The organism is Kluyvera fluvialis (assembly GCF_059725275.1).
Window position 1 is genome coordinate 167,354 of sequence record NZ_AP046142.1, and the last position, 12,001, is coordinate 179,354.

Sequence of the window (12,001 nt, forward strand, 5' to 3'; positions counted from 1 at the left end):
ATTTATATGGATTATCAATATTTGAAGGCTGATGATTTTATTACAAAGACGATAGTTTTTGATTATTCTGATTCGTTACAATCAGGGCATCCATTGCACATCTGTTTTGGACTTGATCAGAACTTTCTCTTTGGATGTGGTATTTCAATTACATCAATTCTCATTAATAATAAACAGTCAAATTTTGTCTTTCATTTATTTATTGATAATGTCACGGATGAACAAACATTAAAGTTCCAACAGTTGGCGGAGTCTTACCAGACAAGTATTGAAATCCATATTATTAACAGTGAGAGATTACAGTCATTCCCGACGACTAAAAACTGGTCAATCGCAACATATTTCCGCTTTATTATTGGCGATTATTTTATCAATCGTGAAGAACGAATCCTGTATATGGATGCGGATATCATGTGTAAAGGGGATATTAGCGAACTCTTTACGCTTGATCTTACCGACCATGTCGCCGCAGTTGTTCCTGAAAGAGACGCCTCCTGGTGGGAGCGACGAGCCAAGAGCTTAGATTGCGAAGCACTAAATAATGGCTATTTTAACGCCGGGCTTTTATTACTAAATACAGCTTTATGGGCACAAGAGCATGTATCAGCAAAGGCTTTGGGCATATTATCTGATAGCCAGATGGTTAAAAAGCTTTCTTATTTAGATCAAGATATCTTGAACGTAATCTTAGCAGGGAAAGTTCTGTTTATTGACGGTAAATTCAATACTCAGTTCAGCCTTAATTATGAACTTAAAGATGACGTGGTAAATCCGATTAATGACCAGACCGTTTTTATTCATTACATCGGCCCAACCAAACCATGGCATGAATGGGCTAACTATCCAAGTGCAAAAGCGTTTTTACAGGCAAAAGAAAAATCCCCATGGGAAAAATCACCTCTGATGAAGCCTGGTAACTCACATCATGCGCGCTATTGTGCTAAGCATTATTTTAAACAAGGGCGGATGGTTGAGGGCATGAAGGCATATGTCTACTATTTCTACCTGAAAGTACTTGGATAATTAACCTTAACCTACAAACTATGGTGCACGCGATTGAGTAATGTCATTTATAAAATAAAATCTTTATTAGCATCGACTAAACTGACAACTCCAGGTGTAAGTGATGAAAAGACCAATGTAAAATCAATATGCCTTATCCTGATTAATGTCGGATTGGGTGATGCGATTATGGCAACATCATTTCTTCGCGTGTTGAAAGACACAGGCCATACTGTAGATATTCTTATTGCTAAGAAACTTACCTCATTATTTGAAAATAATAACGATATTAACAATATCATCATAGCAGGGGACGAGTCATATAGGGCAAAAGAAGAATATGATCTTGTTATCGATCCCTACAGCCATTGTGGATGGTATTTTACATATAAATATATGAAAGTGTTATCTACTCTAAAATATAAGAAATTGAGCGGTTTTGATGTAAAGATTCCTGGGAAATATAGCGATAATTATATTCCAGATACTAAGGCTATTCACATAACTGACTACTATCGACATATTGTTGATAAATACATTGGTCATACAACGCCGTTCCCTGATAACTATATTCTTCACTTCTCTGATGAATCACGTTTGTTAGCCGATAAATATATTGCCTCTTTGCCATCTGGCTCACTTAACGTTGCTTTTTGTCCTTTTGCATCAACAAATCAGCGTAGCTTCAGTGAACAGCAGATTAATTCATTATTGGATATGTTTGCAATGATGAAGAATGTCAGTGTTATTTTATTGATGGAAAAGGAAAAGTTAGAAAAAGTCACTTTGCAAGATAATACCTTTTACTTTGAAGCACCTAATTTCAGCAGTGCGGCGGCTGTACTTTGTGCTTGTGACTTTGTTATTTCTGTTGATACATCATTTGTTCATGTAGCCAATAGCCATAATAAACCATTATTAGCGTTCTATAGCTCGGTCTATAATGACGGCTATAATACAGACACCCTGTGTGGGCCGAATTATTCGAATGCGTGTCAAATCATAAATGAAAAAGGAATATCTGAAATATCACCTGATTACATTTATGCTGAAGTCGTTAAAGAGTTAGAACGCATCTGAATACTTTTTTATTTCACCTCATTGATATTATTGACGAGGATTTGTGAGTAATCATATCTTCATTGTCTGTTCGCCCCTTCAGTTTCGAATCGCAAAAATGATAAAAGAGCGATATGGGGCTGACCATTTTCATATTATCTACCTGCAAACTAAAGCAGGCGTTAAGCCATCCATAAAATCAGAATTACAGGAATATTTTAACACATACCTTATTGCTGATATGGATTATGGCTTTTTTAATTTTCTGAAAATCGCACGCTACATAAAAAATCTTGCTTGCCAAAATGGTTATATATACTTGGCAAATGCAAATGACTTAACCATTCAGTATATTGTCAGTCAGGTTTGCCCTCCATTAAAAATAAGAACCTTTGATGATGGTATTTTAAACATAAACACTATTCTGGATGTTAATCATAAAATAAAAGAGAAGCGCAAATTCAAATATTTTCTTACGCGTCTATTTTTCACCAATCGCTTTAGTATCAAGAAAATCATTGATAGTAGTGAGCGGCATTATACGATCCTGAATGATGATCGGACACGCAATGTTCGTTCTGAGCTGGTAAAATTGGATATGTTCAACCGTGAGATAGGGATATCTGACCACGGACGATCTTCTTCCGATAAGGTTGTGAATATATTCATTGGTTCCAGATTCAAAGATATATTAAGGCATAAAGACAATGTCAATTTGGAAAAATTAATTGCCAAAATTTATGCTTTGAATTCTGTTTTTACCGACCTGATTTATCTTCGTCATCCGCGTGAAACCTCTCCTGATTCATTAAATATGGCTGAGGAAAGTGTTGATTCAATATCGGAAGATTATATCTATAGCCTTGTGAGCCAGGGGGTACATGTCAATGTGGTTGGTTTTGCCAGCACCTGTCAGTTGAATGTTATGAACTTGCCCAATGTTAACGTGACACTGCTGGAAACCGAGTTAATCAGGGCCGATATCCTGGATTCGTTTTCTCTGTTTAATCAAGGTAACGTTAAAATTTATAACCTGGATGCACAGAAGTGATTTTTTGGCGATGGGATTGGAAGCCGACGATACATCGCTTCCGCCAGAAATCCCATCGCCAGCCAATCCGATGATCTCATTACGTGAGTGTTAGCTGCTCAAAGACGGTTTTGGCGCTCAGCCCAGTGAGTTGTTTATTAGGCGAACAACACGCCACCTGATTTTTCCCATATCCGCCAATCAGCCCTGGGTCAGTCGGCCCATACAGGGTGATATTCGGGCGATCCAGCGCTGCGGTGAGGTGGCTTAGCCCGGTATCCACTGAGACGACAAATTTTGCTCCTGCCAGCACATGTGCGACCTCTTCAAGGCTAAGCCGTGGCAGCACTTCTACATAATCAAACCCTTCCGCTAAACGTTTCGCGCGAGCCTCTTCGTGCGGCGCTCCCCAGGGCAGCTTAATCTGCAATCCACTCTCTTTCAGCAGACCAATCAGTTCGCGCCAGTGACTTTCCGGCCAATGTTTATCATCGCGAGTGGTGGCGTGCAGGAACACGCAGTAAGGCGCATTATCCGGTGTCACAGTGCGGAGAAAATGCTGTGCGATGGCGTAATCGCCCTGCGTTTCTGGCTTCGCATAGCCCAGGCTTTTGGCAAACAGCTCGCGGGTGCGTTCGACGGCGTGCTGCTGTTTAGCAATGTGATGGCGGCGGTTATAGAACAAACTGGCCAGCGGTTCACGCGCGGTGCTCCAGTCCATACCATGCTTCACGCCATGCGCGAGGCGAGTCACCAGCGCGGCGCTTTTTACCAGCCCCTGAGCGTCAATGATTGCATCGTAGTTCACGGCCTGGATGGCATCGCGAAAGGCCTGGCGTTCCGCTTTGATGGGAGCCGAAAACCACGCTTTGCGCCAGCGGCGAATAGCCACCGGAATCACGCGCTCGACGGCTTCATGCCAGGAGGGAATTTGCGCAAAGCCTTCTTCAACCACCCAGTCAAAACGGATCCCTGGAATCGCGCGCGCCGCATCGGTTAATGCTGGCAGCGTATGCAGGACATCGCCCATAGAGGAGGTTTTAACAATCAGAACCCGCATGTATTAGACGTCCTCGCTCGACAGGAGATCGTTAAGCTCTTCCATCACGCGCGCAGGCGTAATATCAATCAGGCTCTGGTGATAACCTTGTGCGGCGTCACCTTTGCGCACTTTGTGGTAGCCAGTAATCAGGCGAATCACCCGCGCTTTGTTCGACAGCGGCGGAGTGAAGTCTGGGCTGCTTGGGCCATAGAGCGCCACCAGAGGGCGATTAAGCGCAGCGGCAACATGCATCAGGCCGGAGTCGTTGGTGACGATAGCCTTACAGGCAGCAATCAGAATGACGGCTTGCTCCAGCTGGGTTTCCCCCGCCAGATTACGACACCACACTTTTTGTTCTTCACTGAGCGAGGCGATTATCTCATTGCCTGCGTCGTTGTCTTTGGCTGAGCCGAAAAGGACAATCTGGTTGCCTTCATCAATCAACTGTTTGGCGAGAGAAGCGTAGTGATAGTGCGGCCAACGTTTTGCCGGGCCGAATTCTGCGCCAGGGCAAAAGCCAATCATCGGACGGTCGCTCGACAGCGAGAACGCATTGTAGGCGAGGGATTTTTCCCCGTCGCTCACCTGTAGCTGAGGCCATAGCAGCGGCTGCGGTAAATCTTTGGCGCAGCGCATAACGCCTTTGTCGTAGGCCAGAGCGACATAGCGCTCCACCATCAGCGGCCAGGCTTCTTTATCCAGCACACGAGCGTCGTTGAGCAGGCCATAACGCATCTCACCACGCCAGCCAGTACGTAGTGGAATACCGGCAAAAAATGGCACTAGCGCGGATTTAAACGAGTTCGGCAGCACGTAGGCACGGTCATAGCGGCGTTCGCGCAGGCTATGGCCGAGTTTGCGGCGCTCGCCAATTTCTAACGCGCCGTGGCCTAATGGCATTGAGATAGCGTCGTTAACTTCCGGCATCCGCGATAACAACGGACGGCACCATGCAGGTGCCATCACGTCAATTATCGCCTGGGGATAGCGCGCCTTGAGCGTGCGATAGAGACTTTGCGACATCATCATGTCGCCCACCCATGACGGGCCGATCACCAGTATTTTCATGCTTACTTCTTACGCGTCGCGGTTCAGCCAGGCCATATATTCCGTTACGCCTTCGGCAACGGTCTTGAATGGCTTATCGTAGCCAGCAGCGCGCAGGTTCGTCAGGTCAGCCTGAGTAAACGCCTGGTAGCGGCCTTTCAGTTTTTCCGGGAATGGAATGTACTCGATGGTGCCTTTTTTGTGGTACGCCAGAGTAGCGTCTGCCACCGCCTGGAAAGATTCCGCGCGGCCCGTGCCGAGGTTGAAGATGCCGGATTTACCGTTTTCCCAGAACCACAGGTTTACCGCTGCCACATCGCCCACGTAGACGAAATCACGCTTGAAGCCGTCGCTGCCTTCGAACAGTTTTGGCGTTTCACCGTTGTTCAACTGGGTGTTGAGGTGGAAAGCCACGCTCGCCATGCTGCCTTTGTGGCCTTCACGCGGGCCGTAAACGTTGAAGTAGCGGAAGCCGACAACCGGTGAGTTGGCTTCTGGCAGAATCTGACGAACATATTCGTCGAACAGGAACTTAGAGTAGCCGTAAACGTTCAGCGGTTTCTCATATTCACGGGATTCGATGAAGTCTGAAGTGCGGCCGCCGTAGGTGGCTGCGGAAGAGGCATACAGGAACGGGATTTCGCGTTCCAGGCAGTAGTGCAGAACTTCTTTGGAGTACTGATAGTTGTTGTCCATCATGTACTTGCCGTCCCACTCGGTGGTGGAGGAACATGCGCCTTCGTGGAATACTGCTTCGATTTCACCGAACTCTTCACCGGCCATAATCTGGATCAGAAAGTCTTCTTTATCCATGTAGTCGGCGATGTCCAAATCGACCAGGTTTACAAATTTAGTGCCGTCTTTCAGGTTATCCACCACCAGAATATCGGTGATGCCTTTGTCATTGAGCGCTTTCACGATGTTGCTGCCAATAAAGCCAGCGCCGCCGGTAACGATTATCATAACTGTAACCTTTGAAATGTATGGGCCCTGGACTATCCCGGGCACGAATGCCTCTTATCATATCATCACATTGCTAAGCCTTCAGCCTTTCGCCATTCGGCGACCGGTAAGCTGCGTGATTTATGCTGCAAATAATTCATTCAGACATGCATCATCTCGTATCAGCGTATAGCTTTGGGTAATATGTGCCGAATTTTACCGAATCTGGAGAGTTGCAATGCGTGGTGATTTCTACAAACAGTTAACCAACGACCTGAACACCGCCCGTGCGGAAGGGTTGTTTAAAGAAGAACGTATTATCACCTCCGCTCAGCAAGCGGACATCACCGTGGGCGATGGTAGCCACGTTATTAACTTCTGCGCCAATAACTACCTAGGCCTGGCCAACCACCCTGAGCTGATTAACGCCGCGAAAGCGGGCATGGACAGCCACGGTTTTGGTATGGCGTCAGTGCGTTTTATCTGCGGCACGCAGGATAGCCACAAAGTGCTGGAGAAGAAGCTGGCGGAATTCCTCGGGATGGAAGATGCGATTCTGTACTCCTCTTGCTTCGATGCTAACGGCGGCCTGTTTGAAACGCTGCTGGGCGCAGAAGATGCAATTATCTCCGACGCACTAAACCACGCCTCGATCATTGACGGTGTGCGCCTGTGTAAAGCGAAGCGTTTCCGCTACGCCAATAACGATATGCAAGAGCTGGAAGCTCGCCTGAAAGAAGCGCGTGAAGCCGGTGCACGCCATGTGCTGATTGCTACTGACGGCGTGTTTTCAATGGATGGCGTTATCGCCAACCTGAAAGGCGTGTGTGACCTGGCCGATAAATACGACGCGCTGGTGATGGTCGATGACTCTCACGCCGTCGGCTTTGTGGGTGAAAATGGTCGTGGCTCGCATGAATACTGTGAAGTTATGGGCCGTGTGGATATCATCACTGGCACATTGGGCAAAGCGCTGGGCGGCGCGTCCGGCGGCTACACCGCAGCGCGCAAAGAGGTGGTGGAGTGGCTGCGTCAGCGCTCACGCCCGTATCTGTTCTCCAACTCGCTGGCTCCGGCGATTGTTTCCGCGTCTATCAAAGTGCTGGAGATGGTGGAGTCTGGCGCAGAACTGCGTGACCGCCTGTGGGCTAACGCCCGTCTGTTCCGTGAAAAAATGACCGCCGCAGGCTTTACGCTGGCAGGCGCTGACCACGCGATTATCCCGGTGATGCTTGGCGATGCGGTCATCGCGCAAAACTTCGCTCGTGAGCTGCAAAAAGAAGGCATCTATGTGACTGGGTTCTTCTTCCCGGTCGTACCAAAAGGCCAGGCGCGTATTCGCACCCAAATGTCGGCAGCGCATACGACGGCACAAATTGAACGTGCGGTGGAAGCCTTTACCCGCATCGGTAAACAACTGGGCGTGATTGCCTAAGGGTGTGAGATGAAAGCGTTATCGAAACTGAAAGCGGAAGAAGGGATCTGGATGACCGATGTCCCGGAACCGGAACTCGGCCATAACGACCTGCTGATTAAAATTCGCAAAACCGCTATCTGCGGCACAGATGTGCATATCTACAACTGGGACGAATGGTCACAGAAAACCATTCCAGTACCGATGGTTGTAGGGCATGAATACGTTGGTGAAGTGGTCGGTATTGGCCAGGAAGTACGTGGCTTTAAGGTTGGCGATCGCGTCTCTGGTGAAGGCCATATTACCTGTGGCCACTGTCGTAACTGCCGTGGCGGCCGCACTCACCTGTGCCGTAATACTATCGGCGTGGGGGTGAACCGTCCCGGTTGCTTCGCCGAGTATCTGGTGATTCCGGCCTTTAACGCTTTCAAAATCCCGGACAATATCTCCGACGATCTGGCGTCTATCTTTGACCCATTCGGTAATGCGGTGCATACCGCGCTCTCTTTTGACCTGGTGGGCGAAGATGTGCTGGTTTCCGGCGCAGGCCCGATTGGCATTATGGCGGCGGCGGTGGCAAAACACGTTGGCGCACGCAATGTAGTCATCACTGATGTGAATGAATACCGCCTTGAGCTGGCGCGCAAAATGGGCGTTACCCGCGCGGTGAACGTCTCGAAAGAGAGCCTCAATGATGTGATGGCTGAGCTTGGCATGACCGAAGGCTTCGACGTTGGCCTGGAGATGTCCGGCGCACCGCCAGCATTCCGCGCAATGCTCGATACCATGAACCACGGCGGGCGTATTGCGATGCTTGGGATCCCACCATCGGATATGTCTATCGACTGGAACAAAGTTATCTTTAAGGGGCTGTTTATTAAAGGTATCTACGGTCGTGAAATGTTCGAAACCTGGTACAAAATGGCGGCGCTGATTCAGTCTGGTCTCGATCTCTCGCCAATTATCACGCACCGTTTCGGCATTGATGATTTCCAGAAAGGCTTCGATGCGATGCGTTCTGGTCAGTCCGGCAAAGTGGTGTTGAGCTGGGATTAATCGCCTTCATGCTAGAGTGAGTGTATGTTGTCCCCAGATTTAAACTCTGGGGATTTTTTTTCATGTTCTGGCGCAGCGTGGCCGCATCGTTTGTACTGACCTTTTGCGCCCGAATATGTTAAATATTGCCGTTAATTATACTGTTTGGCAGGATTTTATATGACCTATACTCCCGGTCTCCTGAGCGTCATCATGCCGCTTTACAACACGGGCGAACCGTTTATCGCGTGTATGGATTCGCTGATTGCGCAAACCTGGAAGAATATTGAGATTATCATTGTTAATGATGGCTCGACGGATAACTCCGCAGAACTCGCCCAGGCTTATGCGGACAAATATCCGCATGTTCATCTGCTGCACCAGCGTAATGCCGGTGTCTCGGCGGCGCGCAATACCGGCATGGAGATTGCGAAGGGTGAGTACATCGCTTACGTCGATGCCGATGATATTGCTTATCCCAAAATGTACGAAACGCTGATGACGATGGCGTTGAATGATAACCTCGACGTGGCGCAGTGCAATGCCGACTGGTGTCAGGCAGAAACGGGAGCCACGCGGGCGTCTATTCCGCTCGATCGTATTCGTTCTACCGAGGTGATGACCGGGCCTGATTGGCTGCGTAAAGGGCTGGCGAGCCGCCGCTGGCGTCACGTGGTATGGATGGGCGTATACCGCCACCAAACCATCATAGACGCAGGGCTGACGTTTATTCCTGGCCTGCACCACCAGGACATCATCTGGTCTACTGAGTTTATGTTTAACGCCAAACGCGCGCGTTATACCGAAGTGCCGCTGTACAAATATTTCCTGCACGGCGCATCGGTCAGCCGCCTGAAGCGCACCGGCGTGAAGAACCTGGCATATCAACGCCACTACATCAAAATTACCCGCCTGCTCGACAAGATGAACCACGACTACGCCGGGCGGATTCCGATCTATCCCGAGTTTAAACAGCAGGTGATTTACGAAGCGCTGCGCGTTTGCCACTGCATTCGTAAAGAGCCGGACCAGAAAATTCGTGAGCGGATGATTGCGGAGGCCGAAGTTTCCGGCATGTTCAAACGGATGGTCAGCAATATTTGCAACGTGAAGCTGGGGTATCAGGTCATGCTGTGGGCCATCCGGTTTAACAAGTGGCGTGATAAATCACTCACTCCGCGCCGTCTGGCCCATTTGACTCTGGGGCTGAAAGACTAATTACGGTTGCTGCCAGCCCTGCCACTGCAACTGCATATACTGCACCAGTGTGCTGTTGCTGATGCTCTCGCCCAGCACGGTGAAGAAGCGGCTGGCGTAGACCGGTTCCAGCGGTTTTTTCGGCTTACAAAGCGTCACACCGTGGAACGGATTTCGCGGTGATGTCGTCTGCGTTTGCGGCCGAGAAGGGTTCGGGGTTGACGTATCGACCTGCGGCTCGTTAAGCAGGCTGCTTGGGCGCACCAGCGTAATGTCGGACGGCAGGTTATAGACCATCTGTTGGAGCACACGCACGGTCGTCGGGTGCGGGTGGCCGATGGCTATTGCCGAACCGTTGCGGCGCGCTAGATCAATCGCACGATTAAACTGCACGCGAATCGCCGCCTCGTTTTGCGAATCATCAAGGAATACCCGGCGCTTAATCACTTTTACCCCAGTGCCATTTGCGGCGCGCATCGCCTGACTGTTGCCAATCGTCATACTGTCGAGGAAATACAGATTATAGCGGCTCAGCGCCAGCATCACTTTCTGCATACCAAACAGGCTAGAGGTCATCGCGCTGCCCATGTGGTTGTTCAGACCAACGGCGTACGGCACTTTATCCACGGCTTCGCGAATAATGCGCTCGATTTCATCGCTGCTCATCTCCGGGCGCAATGTGTCTTTTTCCAACGGCTGTTTACTCAGTGGCGCCATTGGCAGGTGAATCAGCACTTCATGCCCGCTGTTATGCGCCTTCGTGGCCATTTCGCGAGCGTGAGGGGCGTTAGGTAAAACGGCGACAGAAATGGCAGATGGCATCGCCAGCACCTGATTTTCCTGGTGTGGGCGATAACCAAAATCATCGATAACGATAGACAGTTTACCGGCATAGCTTGGTGCGGCTAATGCCAGTGCACTGAGAAGAACGAACTGGCGAAATTGAAGCAAAACTTATCTTCCCAACCACGGTAGTGGATTGACCGCCTGACCCTGGCGGCGAATTTCGAAATAGAGTGAAGGTCTGCCCTGACCGCCACTGTTACCCACCAAAGCGATCGGCTGCCCGGCGCGCACTTGTGTGCCAACGCTGACCAGCGCGCTCTGGTTATAACCGTACAGGCTCATATCGCCTTTACCGTGCTCGACGACGACGACCAGGCCATAGCCCTGGAGCCAGTCAGCAAGGATCACGCGACCATCGGCGATGGCTTTCACTTCGGTTCCTTCCGATGCGCTAATAACCATCCCCTTCCAACGTAGCTCACCTTGCAGTTGTTCGCCATAGCGATGCAGGGTTGTACCGCGAACTGGCCAGTAGGCTTGACCGCGCGGAGCGCCCAAGCCACCGGTGCGCGCCATCAAAGAGCGCTCGCTTTCGGAAGGTTTATAGGTCGTGCCTTTGCGGGAAGCCTCTTTCTGGCGGTCACGTACCGCCTCGGCCTCACGGGCTTCGCGTTCGGCGCGGGCTTTCGCCGCCGCTTCCGCACGCGCAATGCTGTTACGCAGGCGAGATTCGTTCGCCCGCAGCTCGCTCAACTGTTGCTGACCCTGCTGAATAGAGGACTCCAGCTCGGCGAGCGTTTTCTTACGTTCGTTACGCGCCTGCTCCAGCTTGGCCTGCTGGGCGCGCTGCTCGTACAACAGCGTTTGCTGTTGGCTCTGCTTCTCTTCCAGCTCGCTTTTTTGCGCCGCCATGTCTTCGCGCGTTTGCTTTAGCTCGGCGATAGTCTCCTGGCGAGCCTGATTCAGGTAACCAAAATAGGCCTGTAGACGCTGCCCACGCTGGCTTTCCTCACCGCTGAGGATGAGCTGAATCCCGGTGTGTTCGCCCTGGCGAAACGCGGCATCAAGCTGAGCGGCTAAATTACGTTCTTGCGCCTGGCGCTGTTTTTCCAGCTTGGCGATAGACGCGTTCATCTCGGCGATTTGTGCATTGAGCTGCGCCAGCGAGTTCTGCGTTTCACGCAGTTGACGGGCGGCGGCAGAGATAGCCTGTTCCTGGGCTTTCAGTTGAGCGAGAAGGGTGGCGCGTTGCTGTTGCTGTTGGCGTACCGCGCGCTCTTTGGCGGCGATATTGGCCTGAATAGACTGGAGCTGTGAGCGATCATCCGCATGGGCGGGTGCGGCGCACAGCAATACGCCGGCGCTGAGCGCGCTGGCGTACAACGTGGACCGGAGCATTGCTTCGGCCCATTTAATGGAATAAATCGCCTTTCCCCTCATGGGGAGG

11 protein-coding genes are annotated in these 12,001 nt (G+C 50.2%); 6 read left to right on the forward strand and 5 right to left on the reverse strand.

The features are described from left to right. Positions 1–6: 6 nt before the first annotated feature. From waaO to AC6I4B_RS00825, 3 genes are read left to right on the forward strand one after another with little or no spacing between them, the layout of a single operon-like run. Positions 7–1,023: a lipopolysaccharide 3-alpha-galactosyltransferase gene (gene waaO / locus AC6I4B_RS00815; RefSeq protein ID WP_497768775.1), complete on the forward strand. Its 1,017-nt coding sequence runs from the start codon at positions 7–9 to the stop codon at positions 1,021–1,023. A 33-nt stretch (positions 1,024–1,056) separates the two neighbouring features. After that, complete coding sequence (locus tag AC6I4B_RS00820) at positions 1,057–2,082, forward strand: glycosyltransferase family 9 protein (RefSeq protein ID WP_497768776.1); 1,026 nt, start codon at positions 1,057–1,059, stop codon at positions 2,080–2,082. 43 nt (positions 2,083–2,125) lie between these two features. Further along, on the forward strand, positions 2,126–3,112 hold the full coding sequence (locus tag AC6I4B_RS00825; RefSeq protein ID WP_497768778.1) for a glycosyltransferase family 52: 987 nt from the start codon (positions 2,126–2,128) through the stop codon (positions 3,110–3,112). A gap of 79 nt (positions 3,113–3,191) precedes the next feature. Here AC6I4B_RS00825 and rfaC read toward each other — a convergent pair whose 3' ends face one another. From rfaC to rfaD, 3 genes are read right to left on the reverse strand one after another with little or no spacing between them, the layout of a single operon-like run. After that, on the reverse strand, positions 3,192–4,151 hold the full coding sequence (gene rfaC, locus AC6I4B_RS00830; protein WP_497768779.1) for a lipopolysaccharide heptosyltransferase RfaC: 960 nt from the start codon (positions 4,149–4,151) through the stop codon (positions 3,192–3,194). Between the two features lie 3 nt (positions 4,152–4,154). Beyond that, a complete protein-coding gene (rfaF, locus tag AC6I4B_RS00835; RefSeq protein WP_497768781.1) occupies positions 4,155–5,201 on the reverse strand; it encodes an ADP-heptose--LPS heptosyltransferase RfaF in 1,047 nt (348 codons plus the stop codon). Between the two features lie 9 nt (positions 5,202–5,210). After that, positions 5,211–6,143 (reverse strand): ADP-glyceromanno-heptose 6-epimerase, encoded by a 933-nt coding sequence (gene rfaD, locus AC6I4B_RS00840; RefSeq protein WP_497768783.1) that lies wholly within the window; start codon positions 6,141–6,143, stop codon positions 5,211–5,213. A 217-nt stretch (positions 6,144–6,360) separates the two neighbouring features. Between rfaD and kbl the strand changes: the two genes are divergently transcribed. From kbl to AC6I4B_RS00855, 3 genes are all read left to right on the forward strand, one after another. Continuing rightward, entirely contained in the window at positions 6,361–7,557 is a 1,197-nt protein-coding gene (gene kbl, locus AC6I4B_RS00845; protein WP_497768784.1) for a glycine C-acetyltransferase, read from the forward strand. 9 nt (positions 7,558–7,566) lie between these two features. After that, on the forward strand, positions 7,567–8,592 hold the full coding sequence (tdh, locus tag AC6I4B_RS00850) for an L-threonine 3-dehydrogenase (RefSeq protein ID WP_497768786.1): 1,026 nt from the start codon (positions 7,567–7,569) through the stop codon (positions 8,590–8,592). Between the two features lie 159 nt (positions 8,593–8,751). Beyond that, complete coding sequence (locus AC6I4B_RS00855) at positions 8,752–9,789, forward strand: glycosyltransferase (protein WP_497768787.1); 1,038 nt, start codon at positions 8,752–8,754, stop codon at positions 9,787–9,789. Here the strand turns inward: AC6I4B_RS00855 and AC6I4B_RS00860 are convergent, their stop codons facing one another. Next, complete coding sequence (locus AC6I4B_RS00860) at positions 9,790–10,719, reverse strand: divergent polysaccharide deacetylase family protein (protein ID WP_497768789.1); 930 nt, start codon at positions 10,717–10,719, stop codon at positions 9,790–9,792. A gap of 3 nt (positions 10,720–10,722) precedes the next feature. Further along, entirely contained in the window at positions 10,723–11,994 is a 1,272-nt protein-coding gene (gene envC / locus AC6I4B_RS00865) for a murein hydrolase activator EnvC (protein WP_497768791.1), read from the reverse strand. Between the last annotated feature and the right edge of the window lie 7 nt (positions 11,995–12,001).

What these genes read in the sequence shown, in the direction of transcription:
- rfaC (WP_497768779.1), bottom strand. Translation starts at nt 4,151, where the DNA reads ATGCGGGTTCTGATTGTTAAAACCTCCTCTATGGGCGATGTCCTGCAT.
- rfaF (WP_497768781.1), bottom strand. Translation starts at nt 5,201, where the DNA reads ATGAAAATACTGGTGATCGGCCCGTCATGGGTGGGCGACATGATGATG.
- kbl (WP_497768784.1), top strand. Translation starts at nt 6,361, where the DNA reads ATGCGTGGTGATTTCTACAAACAGTTAACCAACGACCTGAACACCGCC.
- waaO (WP_497768775.1), top strand. Translation starts at nt 7, where the DNA reads ATGGATTATCAATATTTGAAGGCTGATGATTTTATTACAAAGACGATA.
- envC (WP_497768791.1), bottom strand. Translation starts at nt 11,994, where the DNA reads ATGAGGGGAAAGGCGATTTATTCCATTAAATGGGCCGAAGCAATGCTC.
- rfaD (WP_497768783.1), bottom strand. Translation starts at nt 6,143, where the DNA reads ATGATAATCGTTACCGGCGGCGCTGGCTTTATTGGCAGCAACATCGTG.
- tdh (WP_497768786.1), top strand. Translation starts at nt 7,567, where the DNA reads ATGAAAGCGTTATCGAAACTGAAAGCGGAAGAAGGGATCTGGATGACC.
- AC6I4B_RS00855 (WP_497768787.1), top strand. Translation starts at nt 8,752, where the DNA reads ATGACCTATACTCCCGGTCTCCTGAGCGTCATCATGCCGCTTTACAAC.